At 59.9% G+C, this 17,549-nt stretch carries 15 protein-coding genes; 11 read left to right on the top strand and 4 right to left on the bottom strand.

Features of this window, described 5'->3' with window-relative positions; translation table 11 throughout:
- Positions 1-4 precede the first annotated feature (4 nt).
- From murD to HX812_RS05230, 11 genes are all read left to right on the top strand, one after another.
- On the top strand, positions 5-1,351 hold the full coding sequence (murD, locus tag HX812_RS05280; RefSeq protein ID WP_038849905.1) for a UDP-N-acetylmuramoyl-L-alanine--D-glutamate ligase: 1,347 nt from the start codon (positions 5-7) through the stop codon (positions 1,349-1,351).
- On the top strand, positions 1,348-2,571 hold the full coding sequence (gene ftsW / locus HX812_RS05275; RefSeq protein WP_016974959.1) for a putative lipid II flippase FtsW: 1,224 nt from the start codon (positions 1,348-1,350) through the stop codon (positions 2,569-2,571). Before murD ends, ftsW begins: the two co-directional genes overlap by 4 nt.
- Entirely contained in the window at positions 2,561-3,631 is a 1,071-nt protein-coding gene (gene murG, locus HX812_RS05270) for an undecaprenyldiphospho-muramoylpentapeptide beta-N-acetylglucosaminyltransferase (RefSeq protein WP_038849908.1), read from the top strand. Before ftsW ends, murG begins: the two co-directional genes overlap by 11 nt.
- Positions 3,624-5,069 (top strand): UDP-N-acetylmuramate--L-alanine ligase, encoded by a 1,446-nt coding sequence (murC, locus tag HX812_RS05265; RefSeq protein WP_038849909.1) that lies wholly within the window; start codon positions 3,624-3,626, stop codon positions 5,067-5,069. The genes murG and murC overlap by 8 nt, the downstream gene beginning before the upstream one ends.
- Positions 5,066-6,022 (top strand): D-alanine--D-alanine ligase, encoded by a 957-nt coding sequence (locus tag HX812_RS05260; RefSeq protein WP_038849910.1) that lies wholly within the window; start codon positions 5,066-5,068, stop codon positions 6,020-6,022. The genes murC and HX812_RS05260 overlap by 4 nt, the downstream gene beginning before the upstream one ends.
- Positions 6,023-6,026: 4 nt before the next feature.
- On the top strand, positions 6,027-6,896 hold the full coding sequence (locus HX812_RS05255; RefSeq protein ID WP_033899483.1) for a cell division protein FtsQ/DivIB: 870 nt from the start codon (positions 6,027-6,029) through the stop codon (positions 6,894-6,896).
- A 15-nt stretch (positions 6,897-6,911) separates the two neighbouring features.
- On the top strand, positions 6,912-8,174 hold the full coding sequence (gene ftsA, locus HX812_RS05250) for a cell division protein FtsA (RefSeq protein WP_010213031.1): 1,263 nt from the start codon (positions 6,912-6,914) through the stop codon (positions 8,172-8,174).
- Positions 8,175-8,238: 64 nt separating this feature from the next.
- The gene (gene ftsZ / locus HX812_RS05245) at positions 8,239-9,444 is read left to right on the top strand and encodes a cell division protein FtsZ (RefSeq protein ID WP_016974964.1); all 1,206 of its coding nucleotides are present in this window, start codon (positions 8,239-8,241) and stop codon (positions 9,442-9,444) included.
- 112 nt (positions 9,445-9,556) lie between these two features.
- Entirely contained in the window at positions 9,557-10,468 is a 912-nt protein-coding gene (gene lpxC / locus HX812_RS05240; RefSeq protein WP_003171886.1) for a UDP-3-O-acyl-N-acetylglucosamine deacetylase, read from the top strand.
- Between the two features lie 335 nt (positions 10,469-10,803).
- Complete coding sequence (locus HX812_RS05235) at positions 10,804-11,277, top strand: CesT family type III secretion system chaperone (protein WP_050572487.1); 474 nt, start codon at positions 10,804-10,806, stop codon at positions 11,275-11,277.
- Positions 11,270-12,274, top strand: a complete 1,005-nt coding sequence (locus HX812_RS05230; protein ID WP_152514750.1) for a hypothetical protein — start codon at positions 11,270-11,272, stop codon at positions 12,272-12,274. The genes HX812_RS05235 and HX812_RS05230 overlap by 8 nt, the downstream gene beginning before the upstream one ends.
- A 64-nt stretch (positions 12,275-12,338) precedes the next feature.
- On the opposite strand, the gene HX812_RS05225 is transcribed toward HX812_RS05230, so the two are convergent.
- From HX812_RS05225 to HX812_RS05210, 4 genes are all read right to left on the bottom strand, one after another.
- On the bottom strand, positions 12,339-13,832 hold the full coding sequence (locus HX812_RS05225; RefSeq protein ID WP_038849914.1) for a sensor domain-containing diguanylate cyclase: 1,494 nt from the start codon (positions 13,830-13,832) through the stop codon (positions 12,339-12,341).
- 86 nt (positions 13,833-13,918) lie between these two features.
- Positions 13,919-15,241 (bottom strand): OprD family porin, encoded by a 1,323-nt coding sequence (locus HX812_RS05220; protein WP_038849916.1) that lies wholly within the window; start codon positions 15,239-15,241, stop codon positions 13,919-13,921.
- Between the two features lie 264 nt (positions 15,242-15,505).
- On the bottom strand, positions 15,506-16,870 hold the full coding sequence (locus tag HX812_RS05215) for a heavy metal sensor histidine kinase (protein ID WP_038849917.1): 1,365 nt from the start codon (positions 16,868-16,870) through the stop codon (positions 15,506-15,508).
- Entirely contained in the window at positions 16,860-17,537 is a 678-nt protein-coding gene (locus HX812_RS05210) for a heavy metal response regulator transcription factor (protein WP_033899495.1), read from the bottom strand. Before HX812_RS05210 ends, HX812_RS05215 begins: the two co-directional genes overlap by 11 nt.
- Positions 17,538-17,549 lie beyond the last annotated feature (12 nt).

Genomic DNA, 17,549 nt, shown 5'->3' with positions numbered 1-17,549 from the left:
ACGAGTGTCCCTGATCGCTTCAGACCACTTCCGCATCGTTGTCGGCCTCGGCAAGAGCGGCATGTCCCTGGTTCGCTTCCTGGCGAACCGGGGCAAGCCGTTTGCCGTGGCCGATACGCGGGAAAATCCACCGGAGCTGGTCACGCTGCGCCGTGACTACCCGCACGTGGAAGTGCGTTGTGGCGAGCTGGATGTCGAGTTTCTGTGCCGTGCCGACGAGCTCTACGTGAGCCCCGGCCTGGCCATCGCGACCCCGGCCCTGCAAGCCGCCGCCGCCCGTGGCGTGAAGCTGTCGGGCGATATCGACCTGTTCGCGCGTAACGCGCAGGCGCCGATCGTGGCCATCAGCGGTTCCAACGCAAAAAGCACCGTGACCACCCTGGTCGGCGAGATGGCGGCTGCGGCCGGCAAGCGCGTGGCCGTGGGCGGCAATCTCGGCACGCCGGCGCTGGACCTGCTCAGCGACGACGTCGAGCTGTACGTGATGGAACTGTCGAGCTTTCAACTGGAAACCACCCACGACCTCGGGGCCGAAGTGGCGACCGTGTTGAACGTGAGTGAAGACCACATGGACCGTTACAGCGGCTTGCCGGCGTACCACCTGGCCAAGCACCGGATCTTCCGTGGCGCCAAGCAAGTGGTGGTCAACCGTCAGGACGCCTTGAGCCGTCCGCTGATGGGCGAGGGCCTGCCATGCTGGACCTTCGGCCTGGGCAAACCCGACTTTAAAGCCTTCGGCATTCGCGAAGAGAACGGCGAGAAATACCTGGCCTTCGAATTCCAGAACCTGATGCCGGTGCGCGAGCTGAAAATCCGTGGCGCGCATAACCAGTCCAACGCCCTGGCGGCCTTGGCACTGGGGTATGCCGTGGGCCTGCCGTTCGACGCCATGTTGTCGGCCCTGCGTACATTCGGCGGCTTGGAGCATCGCTGCCAGTGGGTGCGCGATCTCGACGGCGTCAGCTATTACAACGATTCCAAGGCCACCAATGTCGGTGCGGCCCTGGCGGCTATCGAAGGCCTTGGCGCCGATATCGACGGCAAGCTGGTGCTGATCGCCGGTGGCGACGGCAAGGGTGCCGACTTCAAGGACCTTAAAGGCCCGGTCGCCGAGCATTGCCGCGCCGTGGTGTTGATGGGCCGCGACTCCGATTTGATCGCCGCCGCATTGGGTGATGCCGTGCCGCAAGCGCGCGCTACCTCCCTGGACGATGCCATCGCGCAATGCAAAGCCCTGGCCCAGCCGGGCGATGCGGTGCTGCTGTCGCCGGCGTGCGCCAGTTTCGACATGTTCAAGAACTACGAAGAGCGCGGCCAGCTGTTCGCCGCCGCCGTGGAGGCCTTGGCATGAGTATCAACTTCAGAAATATCATCAAGCCGTACCCATCGCCGATCATCACCGGGCGTGGTATCGACCTCGACTTTCCGATGCTCGCCGGTTGCCTGGCGCTGTTGGGCCTTGGCCTGGTGATGATCACCTCGGCTTCGTCCGAAGTGGCCGCCGTGCAGTCGGGCAACACCCTGTACATGATGATCCGTCACCTGGTGTACCTGGTGATCGGCCTCGGCGCGTGCATCGTCACCATGATGATCCCTATCGCCACCTGGCAACGCCTGGGTTGGCTGATGCTGATCGGTGCGTTCGGCTTGCTGATCATGGTGATCCTGCCCGGTATCGGCCGCGAAGTGAACGGTTCGATGCGCTGGATCGGCTTCGGCGCGTTCAACGTGCAACCGTCGGAAATCGCCAAGGTGTTCGTGGTGATTTACCTGGCCGGTTACCTGGTACGTCGCCAGAAAGAAGTGCGCGAAAGCTGGATGGGCTTCTTCAAGCCGTTCATCGTGCTGCTGCCGATGGCCGGCCTGTTGCTGATGGAGCCCGACTTCGGCGCCACCGTCGTGATGATGGGGGCTGCGGCGGCGATGCTGTTCCTTGGCGGCGTGGGCCTGTTCCGCTTTACCTTGATGGTGGTGCTGGCCGTGGCCGCCGTGACCATTCTGGTACAGGCGCAACCCTACCGGATGGCGCGTCTGATCACCTTTACCGACCCGTGGTCCGACCAGTTCGGCTCCGGCTACCAGTTGACCCAGGCGCTGATCGCCTTCGGTCGCGGCGAGTGGCTGGGCGTGGGCCTGGGCAACAGTGTGCAGAAGCAGTTCTACCTGCCGGAAGCGCACACCGACTTCGTGTTCTCGGTACTTGCCGAAGAGCTGGGCGTGGTGGGTTCGCTGTGCACCGTCGCGTTGTTCGTGTTCGTGTGTGTACGCGGCATGTACATCGGCTTGTGGGCCGAAAAGGCCAAACAGTATTTCGCTGCTTATGTGGCGTACGGCTTGTCGTTCCTGTGGATCGGCCAGTTCCTGATCAACATCGGGGTGAACGTCGGCCTGTTGCCGACCAAGGGCCTGACCTTGCCGTTCCTCAGCTACGGCGGCAGTTCGTTGGTGATCTGCTGCGCGTGCCTGGGCTTGTTGCTGCGCATCGAGTGGGAGAGTCGAACCCACTTGGGCAGCGAAGAGATGGAATTCAGCGAAAGCGATTTTGCCGAGGAGCCGACCCATGGGCGCTAACGTGCTGATCATGGCGGGCGGCACCGGGGGCCATGTGTTCCCGGCCTTGGCCTGTGCGCGGGAATTCCAGAACCGTGGCTACACCGTGCACTGGTTGGGCACGCCGCGTGGCATCGAAAACGAATTGGTGCCGAATGCCGGCTTGCCGCTGCACTTGATCAACGTCACCGGCCTGCGTGGCAAGGGCAAGTTGTCCCTGCTCAAGGCGCCGTTCGTGTTGCTCAAGGCGGTGTGGCAGGCGCGCAAAGTCATTCGTGAGCTGAAGCCGGTGTGTGTGCTCGGTTTTGGTGGGTATGTGACCGGTCCTGGTGGTGTTGCCGCCAAGCTCGCCGGTGTGCCGGTGATCGTGCACGAGCAGAACGCCGTCGCCGGTACCGCCAACCGTCTGCTGGTGCCGTTGGCTGCGCGGGTGTGTGAAGCATTTCCGAAAACCTTTGGTGCCTCGGACAAGCTGCGCACCACTGGCAACCCGGTGCGTACCGAACTGTTTATGGACATCGCCCGTGAAGCACTGGAAGGGCGCAAGCCGCACCTGCTGGTCATGGGCGGCAGCCTGGGCTCCGAGCCTTTGAACAAACTGCTGCCGGAAGCGCTGGCGCAACTCCCTGTGGAATTGCGCCCGGAAGTCTTCCATCAGGCTGGCAAAGATCACGGTGAAGTCACCGCCGCGCGTTATCGCGAAGCCGGTGTCGAGGCGAACGTACAGCCCTTCATCAAAGACATGGCCCACGCCTATGGCTGGGCCGACCTGGTGGTCTGCCGCTCCGGTGCGCTGACTGTCAGTGAACTGGCGGCCGCCGGTCTGCCGTCCTTGCTGGTGCCTTTGCCCCACGCGATCGACGATCACCAGACCCGCAACGCCGAATATTTGGCCGGGGAGGGCGCTGCCTTCCTGCTGCCGCAAAGAACGACTGGCGCCGCCGATTTGGCCGCACGCCTGACCGAGGTTTTGATGCAACCGGAACGACTCAATAGCATGGCGAGCACCGCAAGCCGCCTGGCCAAACCTGACGCAACCCGCACCGTGGTCGATATCTGCCTGGAGGTGGCCCATGGTTGAGAATCAGAAAGCCATGCCGCAACCGGAAATGCGCCGCATCCGTCGTATCCACTTCGTTGGTATCGGTGGCGTGGGCATGTGCGGCATCGCTGAAGTATTGCTGAACCTGGGCTACCAGGTGTCCGGCTCTGACTTGAAAGAGTCGCCGGTCACCGATCGCCTGAAGACCTTCGGTGCACAGATCTATATCGGCCACCGCGCCGAGAACGCCGCTGAAGCCGATGTGCTGGTGGTGTCCAGCGCCGTGAACACCTCCAACCCGGAAGTGGCCACCGCCCTTGAGCGTCGCATTCCCGTGGTGCCGCGCGCCGAGATGCTGGCCGAGTTGATGCGTTATCGCCACGGCATCGCCGTCGCCGGTACCCACGGCAAAACCACCACCACCAGCCTGATCGCCTCGGTGTTCGCCGCTGGTGGCCTGGACCCGACGTTCGTCATCGGTGGCCGCCTGAATGCAGCCGGCACCAATGCACAACTGGGCACCAGCCGTTACCTGATCGCCGAAGCCGATGAAAGCGACGCGAGCTTCCTGCACCTGCAACCGCTGGTCGCCGTCGTCACCAACATCGACGAAGACCACATGGCAACTTACGACGGTGACTTCAACAAGTTGAAGAAAACCTTCGTTGAGTTCCTGCACAACCTGCCGTTCTATGGTCTAGCCGTGGTGTGCCTGGACGATCCGGTGGTGCGCGAAATCCTGCCACTGGTCAAGCGTCCTACCGTGACCTACGGCTTCAGCGAAGACGCCGACGTGCGCGCCATCAATGTGCGCCAGGAAGGCATGCAAACCTTCTTCACCGTGCTGCGTCCCGACCGCGAGCCGCTGGATGTCTCGGTGAACATGCCGGGCAACCACAACGTACTCAATTCCCTGGCGACCATCTGTATCGCCACCGACGAGGGCGTCAGCGATGAAGCCATCGTCGAAGGCCTGTCGCGCTTTGCCGGCGTGGGTCGTCGCTTCCAGGTCTACGGCCAGTTGCCGGTAGAAGGCGGCGACGTGATGCTGGTGGACGACTACGGTCACCACCCGACCGAAGTCGCTGCCGTGATCAAGGCCGTGCGCGGTGGCTGGCCGGAGCGCCGCCTGGTGATGGTCTACCAGCCGCACCGCTATAGCCGTACCCGCGACCTGTACGACGATTTCGTCAATGTATTGGCCGATGCCAACGTGCTGCTGTTGATGGAGGTGTACCCGGCCGGTGAAGAACCGATTCCGGGCGCCGACAGCCGCAAGCTGTGCAACAGCATCCGTCAGCGTGGCCAGTTGGACCCGATCTACATCGAGCGTGGTGTGGACCTGGCGCCAATCGTCAAGCCGCTGCTGCGTGCCGGTGACATTTTGCTGTGCCAGGGCGCCGGTGACATTGGTGGCCTTGCCCCTAAATTACTGGCGAGCCCGCTGTTTGCTGCTGCGAAGGGGAAGTCGAAATGATCAACGACTACGGCTCCCTGTTTTCCACAATCGCACCCGCTGACTTCGGCCGCGTCGCGGTGTTGTTCGGCGGTAAAAGCGCTGAGCGCGAAGTGTCGCTCAAGTCGGGCAACGCTGTGCTCGAAGCCCTGCAAAGCGCCGGCGTGAATGCCTTCGGTATCGACGTGGGCGATGATTTCCTCGCCCGCCTGCTGGCCGAGAAGATCGACCGCGCCTTCATTATTCTCCACGGCCGTGGCGGTGAAGACGGCAGCATGCAGGGCTTGTTGGAGTGCGCCGGCATCCCTTACACCGGCAGCGGCATCCTTGCTTCCGCGTTGGCAATGGACAAGTTGCGCACCAAGCAGGTGTGGCACAGCCTGGGCATTCCCACCCCGCGTCACAGTGTTCTGTGCAGCGAAGGCGATTGTATTTCTGCAGCCAAGGAACTGGGCCTGCCTTTGATCGTCAAACCTGCCCATGAAGGCTCCAGTATCGGCATGGCTAAAGTGAACTCGGCCGCCGAATTGATCGACGCATGGAAAGCGGCAAGTACCTACGATTCGCAAGTGTTGGTGGAACAGTGGATCCAGGGTCCCGAGTACACCATCGCCACCCTGCGTGGTCAGGTTTTGCCGCCTATCGCATTGGGCACGCCCCACACCTTTTACGACTACGACGCCAAGTACCTGGCTTCCGATACCCAGTACCGGATCCCGTGCGGCCTTGACGCAAGCAAAGAACAGGAATTGATGGACCTCACGGCGAAAGCCTGTGAGGCGCTGGGTATCGCCGGTTGGGCGCGGGCAGACGTGATGCAGGATGACCAAGGGAATTTCTGGTTCCTGGAAGTCAACACCGCACCGGGCATGACCGACCACAGCCTGGTCCCCATGGCAGCCCGTGCGGCCGGTCTGGACTTCCAGCAGTTAGTGCTGGCGATCCTGGCCGACAGCATTGAGCCAAGAGGCTAAGGACATGAAAGGCGCATCGCTTCGTCATCAGCCCCCACAAGCACCGAGCCGCAAGCCGGTGCCACGGGGTGCCAGCCGAATGGTGGCTAAAGAGCCGATGTCGGCGCGCCTGCCGAAAGCCAACTTTGGTTTCCTCAAGGCGCTGTTCTGGCCGGTGTTGCTGGTGGTGCTGGGTTTCGGAACCTACGAAGGCGCGCAGCGTCTGTTGCCGTATGCCGACCGGCCGATCACCAAGATCAGCGTGCAGGGCGACTTGAGCTACATCAGTCAGCAAGCGGTACAGCAGCGCATCGGCCCGTACCTGGCGGCGAGCTTCTTTACCATCGACCTGGCCGGTATGCGCTCGGAGCTGGAACAGATGCCGTGGATCGCCCACGCCGAAGTCCGCCGAGTATGGCCGGACCAGGTGACGATCCGCCTGGAAGAACAACTGCCCGTGGCCCGTTGGGGCGACGAAGCGTTGTTGAACAACCAGGGCCAGGCGTTCACCCCGCGTGAGCTGGCCAACTATGAGCACCTGCCGCAGCTGTTCGGGCCGCAGCGGGCGCAGCAACAAGTGATGCAGCAGTACCAGGCCTTGAGCCAGATGCTGCGTCCCATGGGCTTCTCCATTGCACGCCTGGAACTGCGTGAACGGGGTAGCTGGTTTTTGACGACCGGGGCAGGCAGTTCCGGCCCGGGCATCCAGTTGTTGCTGGGACGCGACCGCTTGGTGGAAAAGATGCGCCGCTTCATTGCCATCTATGACAAGACCTTGAAAGAACAGATTACGAACATTGCGAGCGTCGACCTGCGTTACGCCAACGGCCTGGCCGTCGGCTGGCGTGAACCGGCAGCGCCCACGGCAGCGCAACCCGCTGTCGCGAAGAATTAAGAAGAGGCAGGACCCATGGCAAACGTGCAAAGCGGCAAAATGATCGTCGGTCTCGACATCGGCACCTCCAAAGTGGTGGCGCTGGTGGGCGAGGTCGGGGAAGACGGCGTCATCGAAATCGTCGGTATTGGCACGCATCCGTCCCGGGGCCTGAAGAAGGGCGTGGTGGTGAACATCGAGTCCACCGTGCAATCGATCCAGCGCGCCATCGAAGAAGCGCAGCTGATGGCCGGTTGCCGGATCCACTCGGCGTTCGTTGGCGTGGCGGGCAACCATATCCGCAGCCTGAACTCCCACGGCATCGTGGCGATCCGCGACCGCGAAGTCAGCTCCGCCGACCTGGAGCGCGTCCTTGACGCTGCCCAGGCCGTGGCGATCCCGGCTGACCAGCGCGTGCTGCACACGCTGCCGCAGGACTACGTGATCGACAACCAGGAAGGCGTTCGCGAGCCGCTGGGCATGTCGGGCGTACGCCTGGAAGCCAAGGTCCACGTGGTGACCTGCGCCGTCAACGCCGCACAGAACATTGAAAAGTGCGTGCGCCGCTGCGGCCTGGAAATCGACGACATCATTCTTGAGCAACTGGCTTCGGCCTACTCGGTACTGACTGACGACGAAAAAGAACTGGGCGTATGCCTGGTCGACATCGGCGGCGGCACCACCGACATCGCGATCTTCACCGAGGGTGCGATCCGTCACACCGCCGTGATCCCGATTGCCGGTGACCAGGTGACCAACGACATCGCCATGGCGCTGCGTACGCCGACCCAGTACGCCGAAGAAATCAAGATTCGCTACGCCTGCGCCCTGGCCAAGCTGGCCGGTGCCGGCGAGACCATCAAGGTGCCGAGCGTGGGCGACCGTCCACCGCGCGAACTGTCGCGCCAGGCCCTGGCCGAAGTGGTCGAGCCGCGCTACGACGAACTGTTCACCCTGATCCAGGCTGAACTGCGCCGCAGCGGCTACGAAGATCTGATCCCGGCCGGCATCGTGCTGACCGGTGGCACCTCGAAGATGGAAGGCGCGGTCGAACTGGCCGAGGAAATCTTCCACATGCCTGTCCGCCTGGGCGTGCCCCATGGCGTCAAAGGCCTGGGCGACGTGGTGCGCAACCCGATTTACTCCACCGGTGTGGGCTTGCTGTTGTACGGGCTGCAAAAGCAGACCGACGGCATTTCCCTGTCGGGCCCGAGCAACCGTGACAGCTACCGCAGCGACGACGAGGCGAAAGCGCCGTTGTTCGAGCGTCTGCAGGCATGGGTCAAAGGCAATTTTTAAGATTTACCGCGACACCGTTGTAAGCAGTAGGCGAAAAAACTAGAGAAATGAAAGGAGAGGGAACATGTTCGAACTCGTAGACAACATCCCCGCAAGCCCGGTTATCAAAGTAATCGGTGTCGGCGGTGGCGGCGGCAACGCTGTCAACCACATGGTCAAGAGCAACATTGAAGGCGTTGAATTCATCTGCGCCAACACTGATGCCCAAGCGCTGAAAAGCATCGGCGCGCGGACCATCCTGCAATTGGGCACAGCCGTGACCAAGGGCCTCGGCGCTGGCGCCAATCCGGAAGTCGGCCGTCAAGCCGCCCTGGAAGACCGCGAGCGTATTGCCGAAGTGCTGCAAGGCACCAACATGGTGTTCATCACCACCGGCATGGGCGGCGGTACCGGTACCGGTGCTGCGCCGATCATCGCCGAAGTGGCCAAGGAAATGGGCATTCTGACGGTTGCAGTCGTGACCCGTCCGTTCCCGTTCGAAGGCCGCAAGCGCATGCAGATCGCCGACGAAGGCATCCGTCTGCTGTCTGAAAGCGTCGACTCGTTGATCACCATCCCCAACGAGAAACTGCTGACCATCCTGGGCAAGGACGCCAGCCTGCTGTCCGCCTTCGCCAAGGCTGACGACGTACTGGCCGGTGCCGTTCGCGGTATCTCCGACATCATCAAGCGTCCAGGCATGATCAACGTCGACTTTGCCGACGTACGTACTGTAATGAGCGAAATGGGCATGGCGATGATGGGCACTGGCTGCGCCAGCGGTCCGAACCGTGCACGTGAAGCTACTGAAGCGGCCATCCGCAACCCGTTGCTGGAAGACGTGAACCTGCAAGGTGCACGCGGCATCCTGGTGAACATCACCGCCGGTCCTGACCTGTCCCTGGGTGAGTACTCCGACGTGGGTAGCATCATCGAAGCCTTCGCTTCCGAGCACGCGATGGTCAAAGTCGGCACCGTGATCGATCCGGACATGCGCGACGAGCTGCATGTAACCGTGGTTGCGACCGGCCTGGGTGCAAAAATCGAGAAGCCTGTGAAGGTGATCGACAACACCCTGCACAACGCCCAAGCCAGCCACGCGAGCCAAGCGGCTGCCGCTCCAGCGCCTTCGCGCCAGGAACTGCCGTCGGTGAACTACCGTGACCTGGACCGTCCGACCGTGATGCGCAACCAGGCTCAGGCCGGTGCTGCGGCGTCTCGTAGCCCGAATCCGCAAGATGATCTGGACTACTTGGACATCCCGGCATTCCTGCGTCGTCAGGCCGATTAATGGAATGTATCAGGGCTATGAAGGTGATTGGTGTTCAGCAAAGGTCTGGTCTGCTATTATCGCCAGCCTTTGTTGATACCAGTTCGCAATTTGCGCTCAAGCGGTCCAAGCCATGATTAAACAACGCACCCTGAAGAATATTATCCGTGCCACAGGTGTAGGTCTGCACTCCGGGGAGAAGGTATACCTGACCCTCAAGCCCGCACCTGTCGACACCGGCATCGTGTTTGTTCGTGCCGACCTGGACCCTGTGGTGCAGATTCCTGCTCGCGCGGAAAACGTTGGCGAAACCACGATGTCGACCACATTGGTCAACGGTGACGTCAAAGTGGACACGGTGGAGCACTTGCTCTCGGCCATGGCTGGCCTGGGCATCGATAACGCCTACGTCGAGCTCTCCGCGTCCGAAGTCCCGATCATGGATGGCAGCGCTGGACCCTTCGTATTCTTGATTCAATCTGCCGGCCTGGAAGAACAGGACGCAGCCAAGAAGTTCATTCGCATTCTGCGGGAAGTGACAGTAGAAGACGGCGACAAGCGCGCCACCTTCGTCCCGTTCGAAGGCTTTAAAGTGAGCTTTGAGATCGATTTCGATCACCCGGTATTCCGTGACCGCACCCAAAGTGCAAGCGTGGATTTTTCCAGCACTTCGTTCGTAAAAGAAGTCAGCCGCGCCCGTACCTTTGGTTTCATGAGTGACATCGAGTACCTGCGCAAGCACAACCTCGCACTCGGCGGCAGCGTTGAAAACGCCATTGTGGTCGACGCGGATGGTGTACTGAACGAAGACGGCCTTCGCTACGAAGACGAATTCGTGAAGCACAAGATCCTCGATGCAATCGGTGACCTCTACCTGCTGGGCAATAGCCTGATAGGCGAGTTCAAAGGCTTCAAGTCGGGCCACGCCCTTAACAACCAGCTGCTGCGCAAGTTGATTGAGCAGACAGACGCTTGGGAAGTCGTGACCTTCGAAGATGCCAGCACCGCACCGATCTCTTACATGCGTCCCGTTGCGGCGGTGTAAGTAACAACTCTCTTTCTTTAGTTTTGAAAGGCTGCCTTCGGGTGGCCTTTTTTTTTCCTGTATTTCAGTATTTTATATTTGTTCTGACAGCTGGCAGGCATTTGTGGTTTGGCAGATGGTGTGGTTCCTTTGGCGTGGTGAAGAATTTTTTAGTAATGATTGCCCTGTTTTCTTTGCTTTAGTTAAATGCGTAATCTGATGCCGGCTTGCGATGTGTGGCACGGATGCTCTGAATGGTGATTAATTAATTTCGGAGTGCTTTTCATGCTAGTGATTTTAAATTTAGATTCAGTGTTCGGCACATACTTGAGTGTTTTCTCTTGGCGTACTCAAGTATGAATAAAGAAGATAATGTTTTGCAGGCGTTTGGGAGCATGCTTGGACTGCCGGGTCTGAAGTTTGATGACTCTCGGGTTTGCCAGTTGAGAGTGGAGGGGCTTAAGTTGGCACTCTATGATAATCGGGCTAGAAAGAGTATCACGATACTCTGCGAACTCTCGGATCAATCGATGAGTCGTGCAGAAGTAGATGAATGGCAAAAGTTTATGTTCAGTGCCCAATTTAGCTTTTTGCAAAAAGATACGGCTGTCGTCGGACTCAACGCTGCCTCAGGAGAGATGGTTGCGATGAACCATGTCACCGATGACGAACTGTCTATTTTGAAGCTCAGTATGAAATCGAATGAGCTGATTGAATGGGTGTTGGAGTGCTCCCATCAATTCTCCACTCGGTTACGGCAGACATTAGTCGATCTGCCTTCGTCCACTCGTTTGCCTGTCGTTAGCCTAAGCAGAGGTCGCTATGCCTAGTATCAGCCCAATCGAAACTACCGCTGTCCAACCACTTTTTTCGGAAATACGGGGTGCTGGTGTTCTGGAAAACAATGGATTACAACGCCGCGTAACAATCGATAATTCTAATGGCCACTTTGGCGGGATGCTGCCTGATTTGTGGGGTAATGGCTCCACGATTCAGAAGGATGTTGCAACTCGGCAAATCGTAAAGGCATTACGTGGATTCATCAGTGGCAAATCCCATGAGCGGATGATTCAAAATGGGTCACTTTGGAAGGGCGCACCCATCGGAACAGAGAAAAGTCTCATTGATGGAATTTCTAAGAACAACCTTCATACGCTCCGAAAAGAGCTGGGTGTACTGTCTACTCAGGAAAGTAAGTTTTTGGGTGCTTTTTTTGAAGTGCCCCTATACGCGACTCATAGCACAGCGGCACCTGTAAGACGTGAAGATGACAGCGTCGCACTGTTCTCGCGTCAAAAATTGATTGATCGGCATATTATTTTTAACACTGATAATTCGCCTCAGGAAGATATAAAGCTTTTAGGTAATGACGATTTTGTATTTTTTGCCTTAGAAGCTGGTAGCGAATCCAAGAAGCCAAGTAGTCGTTTGGGCGGCACTACTTATCGTTTTGAATTTGACGCTCCCGCGTTCAAGGATGCAGCGTGGATGAGTCTGGTGGAAATGCGCTTTGCGCAAACCCCCAATTTGGATCGACATATAGAGGGCTTGGACAGTGATGAATATGCCAAGCTATCAAAGCGCAAACTCCAACCCTTCGAAACGGTATTTTCTGGCGAAGACATGAAGGCGGGCATTGGGTTATCCCTCATTCGGGATCTGCGAAATTTTTCCCCGGCGTCAAACCAGCGTTTACTGGAACATACGGATGAAGTGGCTATAAATAAACTGGTCAACGGTTTCTATCGGCCTGAGATCAAGGTCGCCAGGCATTTTTTCTCGGACAATTACATGGAGGCCTCCGTCAGAAAGGATGACAAAGCATAGCGCCAGCTTTGAAATGTTCGGGGCACCGTATTGGTGATGCGATACACCTTGGCTCGCTGATGTATTACAAAGTGCTGGCATCCACAATCCGGTTACGCCCCGTATGCTTGGCTTCATACAACGCCTGATCCGCACTCAGCAACAACGCCTCCAGCGACTGACGGCTGCGCTTGTCCCAAGTGCTCATGCCGATGCTCACCGTAATCGGCTGTTCATCTCCTCCCACCCTCGGCAAGTGCTCGATACCGCTGCGGATATGCTCGGCAATCACCCAGGCGCCCTTGGCATCGGTCACCGGCAGCACCACCGCAAACTCTTCGCCGCCATAGCGTGCGGCCAGGTCGGCCGGGCGGCGGATATTGGTACCGATCACCTGGGCGACAGTGCGTAATGCTTCATCGCCGCCGTGATGGCCGTGGCGGTCGTTGAACGCCTTGAAGTGGTCCACATCGATCATCAGCACCGTCAGCGGCTCGGTCGAACGTTGCGCGCGGTCCCATTCCAGGCGCAGGCGCTCGTCCAGGATACGGCGGTTGGCCAGGCCGGTGAGCGCGTCGGTGGCTGCCAGTTCTGACAGCACGCGCTCGGTGCGATAACGGCGGCGCAGTTCCCGGCGCAGCATCCAGGTCAGCCAGAGCAAGCCGACACAGAGGATGCCGGTGGCACTGCTGACCAGCAGCGCGGCGCGTTGCCAGGGCGCGAATACGTCATCGGCGGAGAGCGCCACCACCACAATCAGCGGCAACTCACCGACGTTGCTGAACGTATACAGGCGTTCCTGGCCGGAAAGGGCGGAGATCGCCCGGAAACTCCCTTCGCCCTCGCGCAGCATGCGTTTGAAGTTGGGGCGATCGCTCAGGTCTTTGTCGATCATGTCGCGTTCCAGCAAGGGCTGCTGGGCCAGGAGGATGCCGTGGGTATTCAGCAGATTGACAGAGCTGCCATTGCCGATGGCCAGGCGGTTGAACAGTTGATCGAAATACGCCAAGCGCATGGTCGCCACGGCCACACCGGCAAACTCACCGTTGGGGCCGGACACCCGGCGGCTGAATGCAATGCGCCACACCTGGTCGCAGGCACAGTGGATCTTGAATGGGCGACTGATGAACAACCCGGCCTGGGATGTACGTTGATGGGCCTGGAAGTAATCGCGATTGGCAAAGTTGCGCGGCGTCGGCCACAGCGTCGAAGAGTCGGCAATCACCGCGCCATTGGCGTCCAGTAACAGCACCTCACCTTTGAAGGGGGCCGCCGTGGATTGATCAAACTGCACCAGGTGCCGGATGTCCGGCGAAACCTGGTTCAAGTCCTGGCGCGTGGTGGCGGCGATCAGCCCTTGCAGCGCCAAGTCGTAGAGTTCGACGTTGCGCAGCACATCGGCATTGATCAGTTGGGTGATATTGCTGGTGGCGCGCTTGGCGGCCTGCAGGGTGCTGGCGTGTTCGCGGATCAGCAGCGCCGCGACGATCACCACGATCAGGACGACAGTGAGGCCGCTGCCCAGCATCAGAAACAGCTCCGGGCGTGCCGGCAGGGTGCGAGAACTGGATTGACTCATCGGGCAGACTTCAGCGGTGAGGATGCTGGCAGTTTAGTTCTACCCGATGAAAATTAAATACTTGGTTAAAAAGAAAGATCTGTCCGTCAGAACACGTTGATCGGGTAATCGACGATCACCCGGTATTCATCCACGTCGCGATCCACCGCCGAGTAGCCGTTACTGCCGCGATTGGTCGCCCATTGCAGGCGCACGGCAAGATCCTTGGCCTTGCCGCCCTGTACCACGTACTTGAGGTCGATATCCCGTTCCCAGTGCTTGGCATCTTTGCCATCGGCGCTGTACCAGGCGCTGTAGCCACGGCCTTGCGGATCGACCTTGGTCAGGTCGGTCTTACCGCTGATGTAGGACACGGCCGAGGTCAGGCCGGGCATGCCGAGGCCGGCGAAGTCGTAGGCGTACTTGAGCTTCCACGAGCGTTCGTTGGGGCCGTTGAAGTCGGAGTACTGCTGGGAGTTGTCCAGGTAGATGCTGTCGCCCTGGGCAATGTAGTCGAACGGCGTATTGCCGTTGACCCGCTGGTAGGTGGCCGTGACGCTATGGTTTCCCACGCCGACGGTGAGGTGCAGGCTGTAGGTGTTGTTGTCGATATCCCCCAGCAGGGACTGGCCGGTGTCTTGGGTGTGATAGTAGTGAAGGCCTGGGTTGAGGCTGATCAGGTCATTCAACGCGTAGGTGTAGTCCAGGTCGTAGTAGTACTGGTTCCACACGTCCTTGAGTTCGGAGGCGTAGAGGTTGCTGGTCAGCCCTTCGATGCCGCTGAACGACACACCGGCCCAGTTCATGTGCTGGCTGTCGGTATTATTCGGCAGAGCGCCGTAGCTGGTGCCGATGCGGCGGTGGCCGCTCTGGTTATAGAGCTTGGTGAAACTGGCCTGGCCGCCTTCGAACATCCAGCCGTCGAAGCTATGGTTGGTCAGGCTCACGCCGCGAAAGGTCTGCGGCAGCATACGGGTCATGCCGCCGGCGATCACCGGGTTGTTGAGGAACAGGTCGCCGGCTTTCAACTCGGTATCGAACCCACGCATTTTCAAGGTGCCGCCGGCCGTCGAGAACGAGCCAGGCGCCTTGCCGTTGCCACTGCCGTAAGGAAGGATGCTGGATCCGTCGGTGCCGCCACCGCCGTCCAGCTTGAGGCCGAGCATGGCGTGGGCGTCCAGGCCGAAACCGAGGGTGCCTTGGGTGTAGCCGGATTCGAAGGTGCCGAGAAAGCCCTGGCCCCATTCCTTGCTGTCGTCGGTGTGAATGTCGCGACGGTCGCGGTTCATGTAGTAGTTGCGGGTGTTGATATTGAGGTGGGCGCCTTCGACGAAACCGTCGGCGGGGGTGGTGTCTGCCGCGTGGGCAAGGGGGGCAATCGTTGCTGCAATCGCGAGGAATAACGGGGTGAACGTCAGCGAGTTCTTCACCGGTGGAGCTCCTTTGGTCTATCGGAAACGGCCAATGTCGTTGGGTGTGCCTGGCCTTTTTTACGGCAAAAAAAAGCCGCTGAAGTCAGCGGCTTTAAGACAGATTCCCAGTGTAGAGCCCTGGAAAAAAGTCGAGGGAAATTCGGGTAAGCGGAGACTGCCTTTGCCGTCGCGCTCATCGATGCGTCAAATTAACGCAGGCGAGCGGTACGATACAGAGTGTAACAAGATAATGACTGTTGCCCAAATCGCAACAGTCAGAGGTTAGACCGGCAGGGTGATGCCAAACGTATTCCCGCCACCTTCGCTGCGCACGAACACATCACCGCCGTGCATCAAGGCAATCGCCTTGACGATGGCCAGTCCCAGGCCGTGATTGGCCCCGCTGTTGCTGCGCGACGCGTCCACTCGATAGAAACGTTCGAACAGGCGCGGCAGATGTTCGCTGGCAATCGCGTCACCGGGGTTGGTCACGCCGATTGCCACCTGGTGCTCCTGCACCTCGATGTTCACAACGATGACCTGTCCGGGTGCGGTGTGTTGTACCGCATTGCTCAGCAGGTTGATCAAGGCACGGCGCAGGTGGGCTTTTTCGATCTGCACCGTGGCATCGCCGCGTACCTGCACCTCGACTTGCGCGTCTTCGAGGATGAAGTCCAGGTAGTCGAGGGTGGTCGCCACTTCATCGGCCAGGGAGCTTTCGATCAGCTTGGTGGCCTTGCTGCCCTGGTCGGCGCTGGCGAGGAACAGCATGTCATTGATGATCGAACGCAGCCGCTCCAGTTCTTCGAGATTGGATTGCAGCACTTCGAAGTAATGCTCGGCCGACCGTCCTCGGGTCAGGGCCACCTGTGTCTGGCCGATCAGGTTGGTCAGCGGCGAGCGCAGTTCATGGGCCACGTCGGCGTTGAACGACTCCAGGCGCGAATAGGCCTGCTCGACGCGATCCAGGGTGGAGTTGAACGAGTTGACGAACTGGCTCAGTTCCGGCGGCAGCGGCGACAGCTGCAGACGACCGGAGAGCTTGGGCGGTGCGAGTTTCTGCGCCTCATCCGAGAGCTTGCCCAACGGCTTGAGGCCGATGCGCGCGACCCAGAAACCCAATAACGAAGCGAGTACCACGCCGACCAATGCGAGGCTGACCAACGCGACCAACAGGTGGTGCTGGGTGGCTCGGAAATTCTCGGTGTCGATGGCGATCATGAAACGCAGCGGCGGGCGCTGATCCTTGGCCGGGAACTGGCTCACCAGCACCTTGAGCGGGTATTCGCGCCCCGGCAAGCGCAAGTCGCGCTTGCCCGTCGGCCCCTCGGCAAAGGCGCGGATCTGCGCGTCGGGGTTGCCATACTCGTAGTTCGGATCGCTGCTCACTACCCAGAAACGGATGCGTTTGTCTTCCTCGCCCAGCAACTTGAGCTTGGCCTGCATCTTCACCCAATGGTCCGGCGTGCCGAAGCGGTTGACCGAAGACTCCAACACGCTATAGCGCGCATCCAACTCGGCGCCCGGCAACAAACCCAGGCTGCGGTCCACCTGCTGATACAGCGCGCCGCCGATCAACAGGAAGATCAACGCCGCTACCAGCGTGAACATGCTGCTGAGGCGCAGGGCGATGGAGTTAGCCGACACTACGACTCTCCAGCACATACCCCATGCCCCGGATGGTATGCAGCAGCTTGGTGTCAAACGGCCCGTCGAGCTTGGCGCGCAGGCGCTTGATCGCCACTTCCACCACGTTGGCGTCGCTGTCGAAATTGATGTCCCAGACCATTTCCGCAATCGCGGTCTTGGACAGGATTTCGCCCTGGCGCCGCGCCAACACGCTGAGCAGCGAGAACTCCTTGGCGGTCAGGTCCAGGCGCAAGCCATTGCGACTGGCCTTGCGGCTGATCAGGTCGATCCACAGGTCCGCGACGGTCACCTGCACCGGTTCATGCCCACCGCTGCGGCGGGTCAGGGCTTGCAGGCGGGCCACCAGTTCCAGGAAGGAAAACGGCTTGCCCAGGTAATCGTCTGCGCCTTCGCGCAGGCCACGGATGCGGTCCTCCACGCGCTCGCGGGCAGTCAGCATGATCACTGGCGTCTGCTTGCGCGCACGCAACGCTCGCAATACGCCAAAGCCATCGAGGCCCGGCAGCATCACGTCGAGCACGATTACCGCGTAGTCGTTTTCCAGCGCAAGGTGCAAGCCTTCGACGCCTTCGCGCGCCACGTCGACGGTGTAGCCTTGCTCCGTCAGGCCGCGGTGCAGGTAGTCCGCGGTTTTTTCTTCATCTTCAATAATCAGGACGCGCATGAGCCTTTTGCT

Origin of the sequence: Pseudomonas sp. IPO3749, from assembly GCF_013386605.1 — a bacterium.
Lineage (GTDB): Bacteria > Pseudomonadota > Gammaproteobacteria > Pseudomonadales > Pseudomonadaceae > Aquipseudomonas > Aquipseudomonas azotoformans_A.
Note: the sequence above shows the minus strand (reverse complement) of the source record. Positions and strands in the feature narration are given on the sequence as shown.

Bases quoted from the DNA above. Each gene is read 5' to 3' on its own strand.
- ftsW (WP_016974959.1), top strand. From the start codon at position 1,348: ATGAGTATCAACTTCAGAAATATCATCAAGCCGTACCCATCGCCGATC.
- murG (WP_038849908.1), top strand. From the start codon at position 2,561: ATGGGCGCTAACGTGCTGATCATGGCGGGCGGCACCGGGGGCCATGTG.
- murC (WP_038849909.1), top strand. From the start codon at position 3,624: ATGGTTGAGAATCAGAAAGCCATGCCGCAACCGGAAATGCGCCGCATC.
- HX812_RS05260 (WP_038849910.1), top strand. From the start codon at position 5,066: ATGATCAACGACTACGGCTCCCTGTTTTCCACAATCGCACCCGCTGAC.
- HX812_RS05255 (WP_033899483.1), top strand. From the start codon at position 6,027: ATGAAAGGCGCATCGCTTCGTCATCAGCCCCCACAAGCACCGAGCCGC.
- ftsA (WP_010213031.1), top strand. From the start codon at position 6,912: ATGGCAAACGTGCAAAGCGGCAAAATGATCGTCGGTCTCGACATCGGC.
- ftsZ (WP_016974964.1), top strand. From the start codon at position 8,239: ATGTTCGAACTCGTAGACAACATCCCCGCAAGCCCGGTTATCAAAGTA.
- lpxC (WP_003171886.1), top strand. From the start codon at position 9,557: ATGATTAAACAACGCACCCTGAAGAATATTATCCGTGCCACAGGTGTA.
- HX812_RS05235 (WP_050572487.1), top strand. From the start codon at position 10,804: ATGAATAAAGAAGATAATGTTTTGCAGGCGTTTGGGAGCATGCTTGGA.
- HX812_RS05230 (WP_152514750.1), top strand. From the start codon at position 11,270: ATGCCTAGTATCAGCCCAATCGAAACTACCGCTGTCCAACCACTTTTT.
- HX812_RS05225 (WP_038849914.1), bottom strand. From the start codon at position 13,832: ATGAGTCAATCCAGTTCTCGCACCCTGCCGGCACGCCCGGAGCTGTTT.
- HX812_RS05210 (WP_033899495.1), bottom strand. From the start codon at position 17,537: ATGCGCGTCCTGATTATTGAAGATGAAGAAAAAACCGCGGACTACCTG.